At 68.5% G+C, this 17,793-nt stretch carries 14 protein-coding genes; 8 read left to right on the forward strand and 6 right to left on the reverse strand.

The genetic code is table 11. The features are described 5' to 3' along the window. Positions 1-50 precede the first annotated feature (50 nt). Positions 51-1,313: an aspartate aminotransferase type Ic gene (locus tag E0H92_RS39155; protein WP_131463329.1), complete on the forward strand. Its 1,263-nt coding sequence runs from the start codon at positions 51-53 to the stop codon at positions 1,311-1,313. Here the strand turns inward: E0H92_RS39155 and E0H92_RS39160 are convergent. Continuing rightward, positions 1,304-1,816, reverse strand: a complete 513-nt coding sequence (locus E0H92_RS39160) for a PaaI family thioesterase (RefSeq protein WP_131463328.1) — start codon at positions 1,814-1,816, stop codon at positions 1,304-1,306. The two genes, E0H92_RS39155 and E0H92_RS39160, sit on opposite strands and share 10 nt — an antisense overlap. 309 nt (positions 1,817-2,125) lie before the next feature. Between E0H92_RS39160 and E0H92_RS39170 the strand changes: the two genes are divergently transcribed. Further along, the gene (locus E0H92_RS39170) at positions 2,126-2,764 is read left to right on the forward strand and encodes an excalibur calcium-binding domain-containing protein (RefSeq protein ID WP_238173793.1); all 639 of its coding nucleotides are present in this window, start codon (positions 2,126-2,128) and stop codon (positions 2,762-2,764) included. An 11-nt stretch (positions 2,765-2,775) separates the two neighbouring features. On the opposite strand, the gene E0H92_RS39175 is transcribed toward E0H92_RS39170, so the two are convergent. Next, positions 2,776-4,140: a hypothetical protein gene (locus E0H92_RS39175; RefSeq protein WP_131499880.1), complete on the reverse strand. Its 1,365-nt coding sequence runs from the start codon at positions 4,138-4,140 to the stop codon at positions 2,776-2,778. 135 nt (positions 4,141-4,275) lie between these two features. Then, positions 4,276-5,637, reverse strand: coding sequence for an NAD-dependent succinate-semialdehyde dehydrogenase (locus tag E0H92_RS39180; RefSeq protein WP_131499881.1), 1,362 nt, complete (start codon positions 5,635-5,637; stop codon positions 4,276-4,278). Between the two features lie 193 nt (positions 5,638-5,830). Between E0H92_RS39180 and E0H92_RS39185 the strand changes: the two genes are divergently transcribed. Beyond that, positions 5,831-7,888 carry a M6 family metalloprotease domain-containing protein gene (locus E0H92_RS39185; protein WP_238173794.1) on the forward strand — a complete coding sequence of 686 codons (2,058 nt, stop codon included), beginning with the start codon at positions 5,831-5,833 and terminating at the stop codon, positions 7,886-7,888. Here the strand turns inward: E0H92_RS39185 and E0H92_RS39190 are convergent. Beyond that, a complete protein-coding gene (locus E0H92_RS39190) occupies positions 7,853-8,494 on the reverse strand; it encodes a histone deacetylase (protein ID WP_202874064.1) in 642 nt (213 codons plus the stop codon). The genes E0H92_RS39185 and E0H92_RS39190 overlap by 36 nt on opposite strands. A gap of 655 nt (positions 8,495-9,149) precedes the next feature. Between E0H92_RS39190 and E0H92_RS39195 the strand changes: the two genes are divergently transcribed. Together E0H92_RS39195 and E0H92_RS39200 are read left to right on the forward strand one after the other, a co-directional pair. Continuing rightward, positions 9,150-9,815 (forward strand): response regulator transcription factor, encoded by a 666-nt coding sequence (locus E0H92_RS39195; protein WP_131499882.1) that lies wholly within the window; start codon positions 9,150-9,152, stop codon positions 9,813-9,815. Positions 9,816-9,902: 87 nt separating this feature from the next. After that, a complete protein-coding gene (locus E0H92_RS39200; RefSeq protein ID WP_131499883.1) occupies positions 9,903-10,274 on the forward strand; it encodes a response regulator in 372 nt (123 codons plus the stop codon). Here the strand turns inward: E0H92_RS39200 and E0H92_RS39205 are convergent. Next, the gene (locus E0H92_RS39205) at positions 10,258-12,249 is read right to left on the reverse strand and encodes a histidine kinase (protein ID WP_131499884.1); all 1,992 of its coding nucleotides are present in this window, start codon (positions 12,247-12,249) and stop codon (positions 10,258-10,260) included. The two genes, E0H92_RS39200 and E0H92_RS39205, sit on opposite strands and share 17 nt — an antisense overlap. 1 nt (position 12,250) lies before the next feature. Beyond that, positions 12,251-13,540, reverse strand: a complete 1,290-nt coding sequence (locus E0H92_RS39210; protein WP_131499885.1) for a GAF domain-containing sensor histidine kinase — start codon at positions 13,538-13,540, stop codon at positions 12,251-12,253. A 201-nt stretch (positions 13,541-13,741) separates the two neighbouring features. Between E0H92_RS39210 and E0H92_RS39215 the strand changes: the two genes are divergently transcribed. Genes E0H92_RS39215 through E0H92_RS39225 form a run of 3 tightly spaced genes read left to right on the forward strand, consistent with a single transcriptional unit; the run spans position 13,742 to position 17,732 of the window. Then, positions 13,742-14,491, forward strand: coding sequence for an ABC transporter ATP-binding protein (locus E0H92_RS39215; RefSeq protein WP_131499886.1), 750 nt, complete (start codon positions 13,742-13,744; stop codon positions 14,489-14,491). A 3-nt stretch (positions 14,492-14,494) separates the two neighbouring features. After that, positions 14,495-17,038 carry an ABC transporter permease gene (locus E0H92_RS39220; protein WP_131499887.1) on the forward strand — a complete coding sequence of 848 codons (2,544 nt, stop codon included), beginning with the start codon at positions 14,495-14,497 and terminating at the stop codon, positions 17,036-17,038. Positions 17,039-17,087: 49 nt separating this feature from the next. Beyond that, positions 17,088-17,732 (forward strand): hypothetical protein, encoded by a 645-nt coding sequence (locus E0H92_RS39225; protein WP_131499888.1) that lies wholly within the window; start codon positions 17,088-17,090, stop codon positions 17,730-17,732. Positions 17,733-17,793 lie beyond the last annotated feature (61 nt).

The raw sequence follows: 17,793 nt of genomic DNA on the forward strand, positions 1-17,793 counted from the left end.
TCATCACTAGGCTGGGGGTCAATACCTAGTACTTGGGAAAGGACTCCCCCGTGAGTGTCGATGAGCTGACTGGTCAGGTTGAGCGTGCGCGTCTGGATTACGAGGCGCTGGTGGCCAAGGGGCTCAAGCTGGATCTGACGCGGGGGAAGCCGTCGCCCAAGCAGCTGGACGCGGCGAACGGCGTGCTGGGGCTGAGCGGGGACCCGGTGGGCGCGGACGGCACGGACCTGCGGAACTACGGCGGCCTCAACGGGCTGCCGGAGGTGCGGGCGATCTTCGCCGAGGACCTTCAGGTGCCGGTGGAGCAGCTGCTCGCGGCCGGGAACTCAAGCCTCGAGCTGATGCACGACGCGATCGTGTACGCGCTGCTCGGCAAGGTGCCGGGCGCCGAGCGGCGCTGGGCCGACGTGGAGGGGCTGGCGTTCCTCTGCCCGGTCCCGGGGTACGACCGGCACTTCGGGATCTGCGAGCGGTACGGGATCAGGATGATCCCGGTGCCGATGACCGCCGAGGGCCCGGACATGGACGTCGTCGAGCGGCTGGTCGCGGAGGACGCCGCGATCAAGGGCATCTGGTGCGTGCCGAAGTACAGCAACCCGGACGGCACCGTGTACTCCGACGAGACCGTACGACGGCTCGCCGCGATGCAGACCGCCGCGCCGGACTTCCGGATCTTCTGGGACAACGCGTACGCCGTACACCACCTGACCGACTCCCCCGCGCAGCTCGCCGACATCCTCGCGCTGTGCGCCGAGAACGGGAACCCGGACCGCGCGTTCGTGTTCGGGTCGAGCTCGAAGATCACCTTCGCCGGCGCCGGCGTCGCGTTCTTCGGGTCCTCGCCGGCGAACATCGAGTGGTGGCTCAGCCACACGGTCAAGCGAAGCATCGGGCCGGACAAGATCAACCAGCTGCGGCACGTGCAGTTCCTCCGCGACGCCGAGGGTCTGCGGGCGCACATGCGGACGTTGGCCGCCCTGATCCGGCCGAAGTTCGACGCGGTCGACAAAATCCTCACCGCCGAGCTCGGCGGCACCGGCCTCGCGTCCTGGACGGCACCGGCCGGCGGGTACTTCGTCAGCCTGCAGGTTCCCGAGGGCTGCGCCCGCGAGGTCGTCGCCAAGGCGAAGGCGGCCGGCATCGCGATCACACCGGCCGGCGCCACGCACCCGTACGGCGACGACCCGACCGACCAGGTCATCCGGATCGCCCCGACGTACCCGGAGCTGCCCGAGGTCGAGGCGGCGATCACCGGCCTGGCCACCTGCGTCCGGCTGGTCGCTTCGGAGAAGCTGCTCGCCGATCAGGCGTGAGGTAGTTCGAAGATCAGGCAGGTCGACGTCGCGTGGGCGAGGAGTTTGCCGCGTTCGTCGTACAGGTGGGACTCCGCGACCGCCGTACGACGTCCGCGGCTGATGATCCCGCCCTCGCACCGCAGCAGGCCCGACTCGATCGTGACCGGCTTGATGAAACGGGTCATCAGGTCGAGTGACGTGTAGCCGACGCCGGCCGGCAGCGTCGAGTGGACGGTGCAGCCGGCGGCGGTGTCGAGCAGGGTCGCGATGACGCCGCCGTGCACGGAGCCGAGCGGGTTGTAGTGGAACTCGGCCGCGGGCATCAGCACCGTGACCTTGCCCTCCTCGGCCTCGAACCCGGTCGCCCCGACCAGTTGCAGGATCGGCGGCGCCGGGATCAGCCCGTCCCGCATCGCCTGCAGCATCTCCAGCCCGGTCGAGCCGCCGACCTGCGCCGCGGTCTCGGCCGGGTCGGTCCAGGTGAAGGTCCGGCTCCGCGCCGCCTGCTGAGTCTCCGTCATGGACTGAGCCTCACACCACCTACCTGGGTCTGTCAACGAGACTTAGAGGGCGTCTGAGGACTCTGTGCCGTCGCGAGGAGGTGCTCGGTGCGGTAGCTCGGCGTGCGGGGGCGAAGGTCTCGATGCGGAGCATCGTGGCCTTTGCACCCGTGCGGCGAGGTGCCGTGCCGAGTGCCCCGCAGTAGGCGCAGGGTCCTCAGACGCCCTCTAAGCACTCAATGGCTGGCAAACGTATGAAATACAAGGGATTCAGCGGGTGGGGGTTTCTCTTCGCGGCCGGGTGGCTAGGGTGCTGCTGGGAGGATGGAAGTGAGGCAGTTCAATACGCCGCCGGAGTGGCCCGACCCGCCGACTCCGGACTGGCGACCACCGCGACGGTGGCAGCCGCCGAAGTCGTGGCCGGCCGCGCCGGCGGGATGGAGATTCTGGGTCGACAAGCACGGACGAACGGTGCGCGGACCGATCGGGAGGTACGGCGGACCACGTCCGCTGGCGGCCGCGGCGATCATCGCGGTCCCCGTGACGCTGATGGTGCTCGTGCTGCTGAGCCCGTTCGGTGGCGGCAGCGAATCCACGAGTACGGCGCCGGTGTTCCGGCCGAGTGCGCCCGTGACGACACCGGCGCCACAGGCCCCGACCCGTCGCACCGAGCAGCCCGTACGGATCACGGCCCGAACGCCGACGCCGACACCGTCGGAGTCCAGGACACCGTCGCCGTCCGAGGCGACCACACCGACTCCGACACCCACGCCCGTACCAACACCGGCACCGACGACCACCGCCGTACCAACGCCGACGTCCGCGCCGACGACCACCACGGTCGTGTTCCGGAGCTGTGCGGAGGCTCGTGCGGCGGGCAAGGCGCCGCTACATCGCGGCGATCCGGGCTACTCGGCGGCGCTGGACCGCAACGGCGACGGCGTGGCCTGCGACCGCGGCAACTCCTGACGCCCCTGCGTTCAGGGGCGCACGACGAGGGGGCGGAACGCCGCCTGGACCTGGGCGTCGCTCGGGGTCACGCTCTCTTCCCCCGTGTAGATGTTGTTGAGGCGGTACGGGCAGGCCTCGCCCGACATCGTCACGACGGTGTTCAGCACCAGGCGCCCCGTGCGCAGCTCGTACACCTTCGCCGGGACCGTGACCTTGCGGAATGTCACGTAGCTGACCTCTCCCCCGTACGGGTTCGACTCCGGTACGTACGGGCAGGTCTGGACCGCGGCGCCCATTCCCGCCGCCTCGGTGCACACGATGATGGTCGCGCGGTACGGGTCGTCGATCGACCACGCGGCCGGCAGCTGGTCGGCGTACTGCGAGCCGTCGCCGAGGAAGATCGCCGGATTGAAGCCGCGGTGGTACGGCTTCGCGCCGCTGTACTTCGCCGGACTCTCGCAGTACGACCCGCCCTGCACCAGGCTCCGGACGGCGTCCAGCTCGATCGCCAGCGTGGCCTTCACGACCCCGGCCCGCGCCTTCGCGGCCTGCTTGGCCTTCGGGTACGTCGTGACGAGCCGCTGGTACGTCGTCCGCGCGGTCGCCCAGTTCTCGCGGGACGCGTACCCGTCGGCGCAGGCCAGCAGGGCGTTCGGCTCGATCCGGGGTACGACGGCATTCGCGCGATCGAGCAGGTTCCGGGACAGCTTGCGGGTCCGCAACCAGGCGGTCATCGTGATCTGCCCGCACGGTTCCATCGCCTGCAGGTCCTTGACGAACCGATCCATGACGGCACCCGCGGTCGCCTGCTGCCGCGGGTCGGACGCGATCGGGCCGAGGACGGCGTACGCCTGCTTCAAGGACTCCACGTCGGTCAGTCCCGCGGCCGCGGTGAGCTGCCCCTTCGCCGTGTCGATCCGGCCGCAGGTCTCCACGTCGCTGTCACCGCGGTCCATGTCCTGCCCGGCGACCAGACGGTCACCGAACCAGACCTTGTCCTGCGCTTGCACGACCTTTGTGCAGTCGCCGGCTCGCCGCGCCGCGGTCACCTCGTCGGCGACCTCGCCGGCGTCGCGCTTGAGCACCACGGCCGACGTCACTACCGCGAGTGTCACGATCGCGGCGACGATCCGTTTCGGAATGCTGGCCTTCCGCACCGGTGGCCGGGTCGCGAGGTACAGACCGTGCAGCACCTGCAACAGTCCCCACCCCAGCAGGCCGAACTGGTACGCCAGGTCCTTGCGCTGGTACATGAGGACGAGGAATGCCGCCGTACCGGCGAGGCCGAGCAGCCCGAAGATCCAGCGGCGGATCAGGAAGTAGCCGAGGCCGAGCAGCGAAGCGTTGCCCAGGGCAACGGCCAACGGGTCGTGCGGCCAGAGCCGCTTCGGCACCGGTCCGGGGTACGGCGTGCCCTGCGGTGGAGGGGGCGATTGCTGGTAGGTCATCTGGATCGCTCTCAGTCACGAATGGTCATCACCCACTGTGACGTCGTCCACCTCCACGCACGGCGCACTGGCCGGTTCCTGTCACCCCAGCCGGATGGACTTCTTGTTCATGAACTCCTCGATGCCGGCCGGGCCGAGTTCGCGGCCGAGGCCGGAGCGTTTGATGCCGCCGAACGGGAGGTCGGCCTGGGAGCCGCCGGCGCGGTTCAGGTAGACCATGCCGGCGTCGATCCGGTCGGCGACGCGGCGGTTGCGGTCGGGGTCGGTGCCCCATACCGACGCGCCGAGGCCGAACGGCGTGTCGTTCGCGAGCGCGACCGCGTGGTCCTCGTCCGTTGCCTTGAAGACGATCACGACGGGTCCGAAGATCTCTTCGTAGTACGCGTCCATCTCCGGCGTGACATCGGTGAGGACGGTGGCTTCGAGGTAGGCGCCGGGCGTGATCCGGTGCCCGCCCGCGCGCAGCGTCGCGCCCTGGTCGACCGCCTTCGCGACCTGGGCGGCGACCTCGTCGGCGGCAGCCGCCGAGGCGAGCGGCGGGAGCTTCGTCGCGGGATCGGCCGGGTCGCCGGGCACGTAGTACTCCGTGACGCGTTTCGTCAGCCGGTCGACGTACTCGTCGTACAGGCCGGCCAAGACGATCATCCGCTTCGGGGCGTTGCAGGACTGGCCGCAGTTCCGCATCCGCGCGGTCGCGGTGGCGTTGACGGTCTCGTCCAGGTCGTCGGTGTCGAGGATGATCAGCGGGTCGGAGCCGCCGAGTTCGAGCACGGTCTTCTTCAGGTTCTTCCCGGCCTCGGCCGCGACCGAGATCCCGGCCTGCTCACTGCCGGTCAGCGAGACGCCGGCGATCCGCGGGTCGGCGAGGATCGCGGGGATCTGCCGGCTGGACGCGTACGTGTTCACGTAGACGTCGTCCGGTACGCCGGCCGCGTGCAGGATCTCCTCGATCGCGCGCGCCGACCGCGGGCAGATCGAGGCGTGCTTGAGCAGGATCGTGTTCCCGAGCACCAGGTTCGGCGCGACGAACCGGGCGACCTGGTAGCACGGGAAGTTCCACGGCATGATCCCGAGCAGCGCCCCGATCGGCCCTTTGGTGATGACGGCCTTCCCGTCCTTCAGGTCGATCGGCTCGTCCGCGAGCAACGCCGTACCGTGCTCCGCGTAGTACCGGAAGATGTCGACCACGATCCCGACCTCGCCGCGGCCCTCGTTGACCCGCTTGCCCATCTCGAGCGTCATGATCGCGGCCAACTCGTCGGCCCGCTCCGCGAACAACTCCGCCGCCCGCGCCACCACTGCGGCCCGCTCCCCCACCGAGCGCCCCCGCCACCCCGGATAGGCCCCGGCCACCCGCCCGATCGCCGCCCGCACCTCCTCCTCCGTCGAGTTGGCCACTTCCTCCACCAACACCCCACGCGCCGGATCGGTGACTGAGTACATGGGCTACCTCCATCCAGGACCAGAAGAAGTCAGCATACGGTATACAGTCTCCTTGCTGATGTGAAGGTCCGGGGAGCACGCCGTGACCGGTTGTGTCACGGGTGTTCTGGGGGCATGCTCATGGCTGGTCCCGTTGTCCCGCCTCTTGATCGGATGCCCGCCCGTGTCTGAGCAACGGAAGTTTCGTCGTGTTGTGCGGCTGGTCGCTGTGCTGGCCGTTGTTTCGGTGCCGTCGATGGCGCTCGCCGCGCCGGGTGCTCCCCCGGACCCCGCGAACGCCTGGCAGTACCCGCACTGGCCGCAGAAGCAGCCCTGGCAGGAGTCGGGGCCGGACGCCCGCGTCGCGAAGACCCTGTCGAGCGGGTTGCCGGGCCCGATCGACCCGCAGAACTGGGAGAACCCGGACCACATGACGTGGGACGACTATGTCAAACCGCCGGGCACGAATTGGGCTGATCCGAACGTCAAGGGGTCCGAGCGAACCTTCAAGGGCGCGCTCGTGCTGCTCGACTACCCGAACCAGGACTTCGTGGTCACCAAGCCCAAGGGCTCGACCGTGTTCGGCAACCCGAGCGCGGCCGCGAACGGCGTACCGCGTGAGCAGGTCGCGAACTTCTACCACGACTTCCTCAACAAGCCCGAGCCGCTGAACCACGGTCACACGCTGCACGAGTACTGGATGGAGGACTCCGGCGGCCGGTACGGCGTCGACCTCACCGCGTTCGGGCCGTACCGGATGCCGGGCAAGTCGCACGAGTACGCGATGGAGTTCCAGGGTGGCACCGCCTGCCCGGCCGGCGACAACTGCAACCGCGACATCCGCACCGACGGCCGCGCCGCATGGGTCGCCGACCAGGGTCCGGAAGTACCGGCCGGGTACGATTTCGTGTTCTTCCTCAGCGCCGGGCAGGACGAGTCGTCCACCTGGCAGGAGTTCGGGATGATGAAGTTCCCGACCAAGGAGGACGTCACCGACGACTTCGGTCCGCCGGACCCGGCGCTGCCGAACTGGTCGAACACCCGGTACGTCGACTGGACGTCATGGGCGGCCGGCGCGTCGATCTGGCCGAACGCCGGCGGCGGCTCGTCGACCCAGGCCGAGAGCTCCGGGATGGCGGTGTTCGCGCACGAGTTCAGCCACATCCTCGGTATCGGCGACAACTACAACAACCCGTACGGCGTCCCGCCCAGGCGCGCCTACACGGGCATCTGGGAGATGCTCAGCCGGGGCAGCTTCAACGGCCCGGGCGGCCCGCACAGCCGCTGGATGATTCCCGCGACCGGCGGCGCGTCGATGGGCGCGCAGCACATGCTCCGGAACAAGATCAAGCTCGAGATGGTCGACGAGCAGAACGTCCTGCGGCTGTCCCGCGAGGCGCTCGCGACATCAGGTGTGGTGATCGCCCAGGTGACGGCGCGGAGCGTGAACCCGGGCGCCAGCGATCTGTCCGGCGTGAACATCGAACTCGGCGGCGCCGGTGACCTCGACGCGCCGTGCGACGCGACGAAGGATCCGCTCTGCGACGGCCGCGGGTACCAGAACTACACGGTCGAGGTCGTGGACCGGATGGGCACCGACTCGTTCACCCCCGACGCCGGCGTCCTGCTCGCGAAGACCAAGAACCAGGACCGCGCGCCGTTCGAGTGGGTGATCGACGCGAACCCGCAGGACATCAACCTGACCGACTACGTGCTGCCCGACGGCACGAAGGTCCCGATCACGATCGGCGACTACCGGCAGCTGTCCGACGCGCTGTTCCACGCCGGCACGAACTCCGGCAGCGAGTACGAGTACACCGACACCGCGAACCGCCTGCACTTCTACATCACGAACGTGCACCGCAACGCTCAACGTGAGCTCTCGTACACGGTCGCCGTACGTTCTCTCGACGGCGCCGGTGCGCAGAAGCGCGGCGTACGGCTGCTGCCCACGGTCGCGAAGCCGGACCGCGGCGGCGTCCAGACGTGCAACTTCAAACTCACCAACACCGGCAAGGCCGGTACGACGTCCGGCCCGGAGGACATCACGCAGTACGTGAAGGGCGACGTCTACCGCCTGTCCGCGAAGTCCAACGGCTGGCCGATCTCCCTGCCCAACGCCCTCGCCACCGCGAACGCGGGCCAGCAGGTCACCGTCCCCGTCCACACCAAGGCCGGCACCGGCCCTCTCGCCAAGATCACCCTCACCGCCACCTCCGAAAGCGACCCCACCAAGTCAGCCACCGCGACCTGCATTGCCGTTAAGGGCTGACAGCAGCGCGCCGGGTGTCCAACCGAGTTGGACACCCGGCGCCGCGTGCAGGTAGTCGACCACCTGCGCCAGGTCCCAGCCGTGCGCCTCGATCAAACCGGTCGCGATCCAGTGCAGGTACGACGCGGTAGGCGCGACCGGAGCGAGGTCGGCGACTGTGCCGTGAGTGACGGTGAACATCGGCAGGCCGTCCAGTTCCCCCAGTCGTACGACGGTCTCGTACCGGCCCGCGCCGAGTGAGTGGAGCTCGGCGACCTCGGGGAGGAGAGCAGCCAGCTCCCTCGCGTAGGCACCGCCCGGCTCGCGCCACATCTCCTGGGCTGCCACATCGGCCAACTGGTCCAAAGTGACCAGATAGGCGCGGCCGGCGAGCTGCGTGGGTGCGGCTGCGTTGTAGAACGCCGAGCCACCGCCCCACACCTTCGACGCACCCGCGAACACCAGCCCGCCCGGCACTGTGACTGCCGCGGTCCGCTGAGGTGAGGTCCGATCGCGGCACCCCGGATAGACGCGAGCGCCGCCGCGCGGGCGGCCACCGTCCAGGTAGCAGCTGAACCGTTCGAGGGCGAGGTTGGACCCGTAGGCGACGTACCAGACACGTTCCACGGAACCTCTCTCAACTCCTCCGGGCTTCTGATTGCTATGGGCAACAACAAGCTGAGCGCCGCCTTGTAACACTACATGCTCACCCTCGCGCGTGGACACGGAATCGCACCCTGTGGATAACTCTGATTGCCGGATTCCCTTGAAAACAAGGGCATCTGCAAGAGGTGCCACCGCGACCTGCACGCCGGCCACTGGAACATCCAGATCACCAACGGCGTCGTCGACGTCGCCCGCCCTATCTGGGCCACCCAAACCCGGTCCCCCGCGGCAGATACCGCCCACCAACAACCACGCCCGACCCAACCAGACCCGACGCGGCACCCACGCGCGCCTGGCCCAGAGACACCGATCCACCCTGGATCACCCCCGAGGAGACCGCACACCTCAACCCCTGGGGCGACGCGCTGGAAAGCGGTCGCGCCCTCGACCCTTGGGGTGCCCGGAGCCCGGAGTGCAAAGACAACGGCAGCACCGTTGAGGACGGCTCGGAGAGCCCAACTGACCCGTGGGGTGAGGTCCGAAATCCACGCAGCGACAACACAGCGGCGTAGCGGTCGGCTCCGGAAGTCCTTCGGAGGTGGAGGCGGCTTCCCGGTAGTGACTTTGGGGATGCGGGCTGTGGTTGTGAGTGTGTGGTGCTGCTTAGAGTGGGGAGATGGTATTGCGGGTTGTGTTCGCGGATGACAACTTTCTGGTACGTGAGGGAATATCTGCCCTTCTCACCGAAGCCGGCGAGATCGACCTGATCGAGACGGTTGTCGACCCGGCAAGTCTGCTGAGAGCCGTTGCCGAACACCGGCCCGATGCAGTTCTGACCGACATCCGGATGCCTCCGACGTTCACGACCGAAGGGATCGACGCGGCCAAGCGGATCCGGGCCGAGCATCCGTCCACCGGAGTCGTCGTCCTGTCGCAGTACGTCGAGGAGGACTACGCCTTCGACCTGTTGTCGGACGGTGTCGCGGGACTCGGGTACCTGTTGAAAGAGCGAGTCTCCCAGCTCGACGACCTGGTCCGGGCCCTGTACGACGTGGCGCGGGGCGGCTCCGTGCTCGACCCCACGGTCGTCGAGGGACTACTCGCACGGAAGGTCAACGACGCACAGTCGCCGCTCCTCCGGCTCACCGGGCGCGAGCGAGAAGTGCTCCAGGAGATGGCGGCCGGCCGCAGTAACACGGCCACCTCGAAGGCGCTGTTCATGAGTGAGCGCGCGGTTGAGAAACACGTCAGCGCGGTCTTCCAGAAGCTTGGTCTGGCGGACGAGTCCGACGTGAACCGCCGCGTGATGGCCGTACTGGCGTTTCTCGAGGCCACCAGGTAGTGGGGACAACCCCACCACAGCCGAGCGGTCAACCCCATGCCGCGCCATCACCTCGTTGCGTCACGCTGACCGCAAGGAGGTACGCCCGTGGTCGCTGTACGTGTTCTGGTGGTCGACGATCAGGAGCCCTTTCGCCGGGCCATAGCAGCCGTTGTCTCGGAGACCGACGGCTTCGTCGTCGTCGCGGTGAGCTCGTCGGGTGAGGAGTCCGTGCAGGCCGTCGCCCGGCTCCGCCCGGATCTGGTGCTGATGGATGTCCGTCTATCGGGAATCGACGGCATCGAGGCCAGTCGGCGGATCACCCACGCCGAGGAGCCGCCCGTCGTCGTACTCCTGTCGACCTCGGCCGCCGCCGACCTCGATATCTCCGGCTGTGGGGCGGCCACCTATCTCGCCAAGGCCGCTTTCAGCCCCGAGCAACTCGTCGCCACCTGGACAGCGGCTAGACCGGGATGCTGACCGACAGCAGCAACGGATCATCGAGGTTCGGCGTTCCACCGACCGCCTCGATCCGATCGACGATGGACTGTACGTCGATAGCGCCGCGAGCAACTCCACGCACCCGGACCACCAGGTCCTCCCCGACCACCGCCAGGTCGATCCGGGCCGTGACAGATCCGGTCCGCAGCGCCTCGACACAGCAGAAATAGGCCGCCGCTTCGACCCCGGCCGGGAACCGCCGATCCGCCGACGGCTCGACCTGCAGGACGGCGACCGTACCGTTCCTGGCCAGGTGTGAACGGAGCGCGCGGGACAGACCGGACCGCGCCAGTTGGGTAGGAAAGACTCCATGGGTCAGCTCACGCAAGGACTCGAGCGCGGTATTCGTCGACGTCACGAGCCGCTCGAGCTCGACCGCCGCGGCGGCGTTCGATCCGGTTACCCGGAGGGTGTTCAGACGCTCCGGTATCGGCGCGAGATGGGACAGTACGTCGCGAGCGATCGCGGACTCCAGCAGCCGTCGGGTGGCATCGTCGGCCGCGACCAGCCGTCTGCGTGACTCCGCAAGTGCACCGGTGGTGGCATCCAGAGCAGCCACGTGTGCGGCCAGCTCCGACTCCATCGCAGCGTTGCGGAAGGCCAGCGCGGTTTGGTCGGCCAGATCGCGGAGCAGTTGTTCGTCCGCGGCCCGCAGCCGGTGCCCCTTCGGCATGGTGACGCCGATGCTGCCGAGGGTCTCATCACCATGCCGGACCGGCACTTCCCACTCCGGTGGGCCATCGGACCGGCCGGGCCAGGACCTGGAGATCCAGTCCGTGCCCGGCACCTGCAGGACAGCGCGCGAGGATCGTGCGGACACCGCACGCCCGGCTGCTTCCGCGACCGCGGACAACAACGACACCGGCGAAGGGGTCTCGGCCAGGCGACGGCTGAAGTCGGACAGCGCCTCGTACGGCAGCGCCCGTACCCCGTACGCGAGCCGATTGGCCAACCGGACCACCGAGCGACGGAGCGGCTGGAACGCCAGCGCGACCAGCGCGGTGGCCAGCAGGGACACCCAGAATCCACTGGTTCGCAGGTTCACCAGGCCCGCCACAGCCAGCACCAGACCGGTGTACCCGGTCCCGGCAAAGATGGTGCCCAAGGCAAGTACTACGGTCCGGTTGATGATCAGGTCGAGCTCGAACAGCCGATACCGCAGTACGGCGATCGCGAGCAGCAAGGGCAGGCACGGATAGGAGATGTACAGCGGGAGAGTCGCGAGCCAGGTCTGATGACCATCGTTGATCGTTTGGACGACGATCAGGTAGACGAAGCTCAGCGCGATCAGCGCCGCCGACACGGCGATCAACCGCACCTGCTGCCGCTGCTCCCCCTGGCTACGGCGCAACCGCAGGACCGTGGACACCATCGCGGCGACCAGGCCACCGGCGATGAAGGGCAAGCCGATCAGGGACAGCAGCTTGCCGAGCTGGCCGAGGTTGTGGTCGTCAATGTCGCACCTGGTCGGCGACAAGGTGAGCAGCATCCCGGCGTACGTGCCGTAGCCCACCAGGACGACGACCACTGCGGCGCGCCATCGACGGGACAGCAAGTGTCCGTCCGGCGCAACGAGGAACACGACGGCCAACGCGGCGAGTGAGAGCTGTCCGCCCAGCAGGGAGGCGATCCAGCCGGCGATCCCGCCCAGGCTCCGCGACCCAGGCCCGTCGGCGGTCACCACCCACACGCTGTACGCCTCCGCCAGCAACGAGATCGACGAGGTGCAGCCGATCAGGCACAGCAGCCAGCCGACCGGATGCCGCGCCCACCGGGCCACGATCAGTGCGCCCATCGCCGCGCAGCCGATGACCGCGATGCTGACGAACGGTACGCCGTGCACGGCGACGGCTTCCTCGGACAGCAACGGACGGTACAACGAGGTCACCCAGAGATCTGCCCCAGCGAACAGCACGGTGAGCGCTGCCAACACCCAGACCACGCGCGCGTGCATCTCAACCCCCCGGCCGGCGCACACCTGGCAGCCTCGCGGCGATCAGCGTGCCGTGCGAGGGCGTGGTCGCTATCGTCAGGGTTCCACCGGCAGACTCGACCCGATCACGCATGTTGACCAGGCCCGCGCCGGCCCGCACCGCCTCGAGCACGAACCCGGAACCGTCGTCCTGGACGGTCACCTCCAAGACTCCGCGACCGCCCGTGAGGCCGAGGTGAGCGGTCTTCGCCGACGAGTGCTTGGCCGCGTTCTGCAACGCTTCCAGAGCACAGAAGTACGCCGCGGCCTCGATGCCGGCCGGGTAGCGGCCGAGGTCGGCAACGAGGAACTCGACCGGGAGCGGGCTGCGCGCGATCGCCGTACGGAGTGCCGCTTCCAATCCCTCGTCGACGAGCACGCTCGGGTAGATCCCGCGGGAGAGGTCGGTGATCGTCTCGATGGTCACGGTCGCCGCCTGACGCTGCGCCCGAACGAGCCGATCCGCCCGTTCGGGTGACCGGCCGGCCAGGGTACGGGCGAGACTCAGGTTGACCGCGAGGGCGACCAAATGCTGTTGCGCGCCGTCGTGGATGTCGCGCTCCAGCCGTTGCCGCTCGGCGTCCTGGGCATCGACGACGCGTTGCCGGGAGGTCCGCAGTTCGGCCGCCAGCCTGGACAACTCCGCGATCCGGTGCACGAGTTCGGCCCGGAGCCGGACGCCCCGGAGGACAAGCCCGGCCTGGTCCGCCAGGCCTGCGAACAACCGCTCCTCGACCGGAGTGAGCGGAACGTTCTCGTGTTCCTGAACGGCCAGGACGCCGAGCAGTTCCCCGGCCTGTCGCACCGCGAGCTCACGTCGGCCTCCCCCGTCACCGGCTACGGGCGATCCGTCTCCGCGTGGCCAGGTTGCGGCGAGCCTCAACTGACCGTCGACCATCAGCCACACCTGCGCCGACCGCGCACCGGTGCCGTCGGCGAGGATCTCGGCCATCCGCGCCGGCAGGTCGTCCCGGCCTTCGGTCACCGCCGGCGAGAACCGCTTCAAGATCTCGTACGGCGATTGCCGGCCGCCGTGCACCACCCGCGACATCACGACCTCGAGTCGTGACTGCACGCGCCCGAACGCGAGCGCTACCACAGCGGTGGCCAGCACCGAGAGGCCCGCGTGCGGCGAGGACGTGCGACCGATGAGGAGGCCGCCACCGAGGACGATGACGACGTACACCAGCACCACGAACACCACGAGCCCGCCCAGCACCAACAGGCCGACGAAGCGTTCACGGCCCGTCAGCCATCGCCCCCTGACCCTCACCTCTGCAGTCTGCGCCTCCGCCTGCCCTGATGGGAGTACCCGAACCCTTCGGGGTGGGTTACCCGCACGATCGTCCGCTCCACAGCGGCGGCCAGCCCCCGGACGCCGTGCGCTCAACGCGATGTGAACGGACAGCCGGAACGCCTTTGCTGGTACCACGGCCGCTCGTTCCGGGAGGCCACTCCAACAGGGGGCTCACCAATGTCTGCCATCACCATCGCTCCAACCACCTCCGCGGCCCGGGCCGAAGGCGTCAGCAAGTTCTACGGCACCGGCGACGCGACCGTCGCCGCGCTCAAAGACGTGCACGTGACCCTGCAGGCCGGTCAGTTCACCGCGATCATGGGGCCTTCCGGGTCGGGCAAGTCGACCCTGCTGCACATGCTCGCCGGCCTCGACCGGCCGACCTCGGGCGAGGTCTTCCTCGGCGACACCCGGGTCAGCTCACTCAACGACAAAGCGCTCACGCTGCTGCGCCGCGACCAGATCGGGTTCATCTTCCAGTCGTTCAACCTGCTGCCGACCATGACCGCCGCCGAGAACATCGTGCTGCCGATCCGCATCGCCGGCCGCAAGCCCGACGAGGAGTGGGTACAGTCGATCGTCGGCAAGCTCGGGCTGGTCGACCGGCTGTCGCACCGCCCCACCGAACTGTCCGGTGGACAGCAGCAGCGGGTGGCCGCGGCCCGCGCCCTCGCCTCGCGTCCACAGATCGTCTTCGCCGACGAGCCCACCGGCGCTCTGGACTCAGCCTCCGGCACCGAGTTGCTCACCTTTCTGCGCAAGGCAGTCAAGGAGCTCGGCCAGACCGTCGTCATGGTGACCCACGACCCGACCGCGGCCAGCTACGCCGACCGGGTCCTGTTCCTGGCCGACGGCCACGTCGTCGACGAGATGTTCGAGCCCACGGCCGACGCCGTCCTCGACTTCATGAAGCACCTGGGTGCGTGACCCATGTTCACCGCAACTCTGCGCGGCATGCTCGCACACAAGGTTCGGCTCGTCCTGACCATCGCCTCGATCGCACTCGGGGTCGCGTTCCTGGCCGGCACCCTCGTGCTGACCGACACCATGCGGGTGACCTTCGACCAACTGTTCGGCAAGGTCTCCGCCGGTACGTCGGCGGTCGTCCGGACCGAGGCTGCCTACAGCCAGAGCGAGGGCATCAGCACCAGTCGTGCTCCGATCCCGGCCGCGAGGCTCAAGGACGTCAGCACGGTTGACGGTGTCCGTACCGCCGAAGGTTCCGTCAGCGGCTACGCCTTGCTCACCGACAACAGCGGCAAGGCGGTGCTGACCAGCGGCGGTGCGCCGACCATGGGCTACAGCCTGGCCGCCGATCCCGCACTGCGAGGCGACGTCAAACTCTTGAGCGGCAGCGCGCCGGCGGGACCGCGCGAGGTTGCCATCGACGCCACCAGCGCCGAGGAGCACCACATCGCCGTCGGTTCCACCATCAAGGTCCTGTTCCAGGGCCCGGCCCAGGACTTCACCGTGGTCGGGACCGTCGGCTTCGGCAAGGAGAAGAACCTCGGCGGCACCACCGGCGCCTACTTCGACTCCGCCACCGCACAGCAGGTGCTCGGAGCACCCGGGTACTTCGACGCGATCAACGTCAGCGCGGACAACGGCGTAGAGCCGGCCGAGCTCGCGCAGCGGATCAACGCCGTACTGCCGGACGGCGCCGAAGCCGTCACCGGCGCGACCGTGGTGAAGGAATCCGCGGATGCCATCAACAAGGACCTCAGGATCGTCGGGATCCTGTTCCTGGTGTTCGCCGGGATCGCCTTGTTCGTCGGTGCCTTCATCATCTGGAACACCTTCACGATGACGATCACCCAGCGGTCCCGCGAGATCGCGTTGCTGCGGGCGATCGGCGCCACCCGGCGTCAGGTGAACCAGAGCCTGATCATCGAGGCCTTCCTGCTGGGGCTGCTCGCTTCCGCGGCCGGGATCGCACTCGGCCTGCTGGTTGCCAAGGGCCTCAACCTGCTGATGGACGCGGTCGGCTTCAGCCTGCCCAGTACGTCGATGCAGGTCCAGCCGCGCACCATCGTCGTGTCGCTACTGGTCGGCACCCTGGTGACCGTCGTCGCCGCGCTCGTACCGGCGTACCGAGCCACGAAGGTGCTGCCGGTCGAGGCCCTGCGCGAGGCAGTACCCGGCTCCGGCAACCCGTCGACGAAGCGCGTCATCGCCGGCATGATCGTGACCGGCGTCGGCCTGGCCGGGCTGTTCACCACACTGTACGGCGATCTGAACACGAGACTGTTCGGCCCCAGCCTGCTCGCCATCGTCGTCGGTGTCCTGATGCTGCTGCCGGCCGTGGCGCGTCCGCTCGCCTCGCTGATCGGTGTGCCGCTGCGGCTTCGGGGCCTGCCCGGCGCGCTGGCCCGGCAGAACGCGATGCGCAATCCACGCCGTACGTCGTCCACCGCGGCCGCACTCATGGTCGGCCTGACACTGGTTGTCAGCATGGGCGTGTTCGCCTCGTCGCTGAAGGCCTCGTTCACCGACATCGTCGGAGACTCGACGAACGCCGAACTGTTCGTGACACCCTCGAGTAAGCAGGCTCCGGGCTTCAGCCCCGAGGTGATCAAGGTCGTCCAGGGTGTCTCCGGGGTCAACGCGGTCTCGGCCAGCGGGTACGGCCGGGCCCGCTTCAACGGCAAGGATGCGAGGTACTCGGCCGTTGACCCGGCCACCGCGACAGCGGGCCTGAACCTGCGGCTGTCGTCCGGCTCGATCTCCGGCCTCCGCACGGACGGTGTCGTGGTCGCCAAGACCGCCGCCACCACGCACGGCTGGAAGGTCGGCACCGTCGTCCCCAGCGAGTTCGCGCAGACGGGGAAGCGCACCTTCCGCATCGTCGGCATCTACGACAGCAAAGGCTGGATCGGCGATGACTACGTCATCAGCATCGCCGCACAGACCGCGGCCGCCGGCCGGCAACTGACCGCCTCCGGTCTGGTCACGCTCGCGGACGGCGCCGACAAGGGAACGGTGCAGCGCGCCATCACCGACGCTCTGGCCGGCCACCCCGACGCCAAGGTCCTCGACCGGAAGGGATTCGAGAAGGAGGCGAGCGGTTTCATCGACCAACTGCTCACCTTCGTCACTGTGATGCTGTTGCTGGCGATCGTCATCGCGCTGCTGGGCATCGTCAACACACTGGTGCTGTCGGTGTACGAGCGGACCCATGAGCTGGGACTGCTCCGGGCCGTGGGGATGACGCGGGCTCAGGTACGGGCAATGGTCCGGTGGGAGTCGGTCGTCATCTCGCTGATCGGTGCACTGGCCGGAGCAGCCCTCGGTATCGGGCTGGGCATCGGGCTCTCCCAGGCGCTCGCGGACGAGGGCATCAAGTCCATCTCGGTACCCGGCCTGCAAGTGACGCTGTACGTCGTACTCGCGGCCGTCGCCGGCGTGCTCGCGGCCATCGGCCCCGCACGATCCGCCGCGAAGGTCGACGTACTGAAGGCGGTGGTCGCCGACTGAACTCCGCAGTTGCCCGAACACATTCCAGCTCGTTGAAAGGTTGCTCAGCATGACCGGATTGGTAAGACCCACCACGACCACCGAACCGAACTACTCACTGTCGTCACTGGCACGGATGGCCGGCCCGCTCGCCGTGGCCGCAGGCCTCCTGATGATCGTCGTCGAACTGGTGATCCTGCCCATTGTCGATGTCGACGACCACGTGGGAACGTCGACGAACCTCACCTATCGGATCAGCGGCGTCGTGTACTTCGTCGCCTTCTGCCTGCTCGTTCTGGTCGCGGTCGCCGCGTACGCCCGACAGGCGCACAAGGCCGGCCGGTTAGGCCTGATCGGGATGATCGCGGCTGTCGTCGGCACCATGTGGCTCGGCGGCGACCTGTGGTTCGAGTCGTTCTACGTCACCTACATCGTCGATCACGCACCTCAGGTCCTCGAACTCGATCCGGGCGGCATGATCGTGATCGGCGCGATCTCCAGCTACCTGCTCTTCGCTGCCGGCTGGGCCCTGTTCGGCATCGCGAGCCTGCGCGCCGGTGTGTTCCCGCGGGCGATCTCCGTGGCCATCGTGATCGGCGGCCTGCTCGGCTTCCAGGCGCTGCTGCCGCCGTGGGGCATCGGGCTCGGGCTGGCGATGGTCTGGCTCGGCGTGTGGCTGATCAGGACACCGGCACGGTCTGTGGCGACCGCGTGACAACCTCGGTTCAGGCGCCACCCACCGTTCGCGAGTGGAGTGGGTGGCGCACGGTGCTTGC

Origin of the sequence: Kribbella speibonae (genome assembly GCF_004331375.1) — a bacterium.
GTDB classification, from domain to species: Bacteria; Actinomycetota; Actinomycetes; order Propionibacteriales; family Kribbellaceae; genus Kribbella; species Kribbella sindirgiensis.

What these genes read in the sequence shown, in the direction of transcription:
- E0H92_RS39225 (WP_131499888.1), top strand. Translation starts at nt 17,088, where the DNA reads ATGACCGGATTGGTAAGACCCACCACGACCACCGAACCGAACTACTCA.
- E0H92_RS39205 (WP_131499884.1), bottom strand. Translation starts at nt 12,249, where the DNA reads ATGCACGCGCGCGTGGTCTGGGTGTTGGCAGCGCTCACCGTGCTGTTC.
- E0H92_RS39160 (WP_131463328.1), bottom strand. Translation starts at nt 1,816, where the DNA reads ATGACGGAGACTCAGCAGGCGGCGCGGAGCCGGACCTTCACCTGGACC.
- E0H92_RS39215 (WP_131499886.1), top strand. Translation starts at nt 13,742, where the DNA reads ATGTCTGCCATCACCATCGCTCCAACCACCTCCGCGGCCCGGGCCGAA.
- E0H92_RS39180 (WP_131499881.1), bottom strand. Translation starts at nt 5,637, where the DNA reads ATGTACTCAGTCACCGATCCGGCGCGTGGGGTGTTGGTGGAGGAAGTG.
- E0H92_RS39195 (WP_131499882.1), top strand. Translation starts at nt 9,150, where the DNA reads ATGGTATTGCGGGTTGTGTTCGCGGATGACAACTTTCTGGTACGTGAG.
- E0H92_RS39220 (WP_131499887.1), top strand. Translation starts at nt 14,495, where the DNA reads ATGTTCACCGCAACTCTGCGCGGCATGCTCGCACACAAGGTTCGGCTC.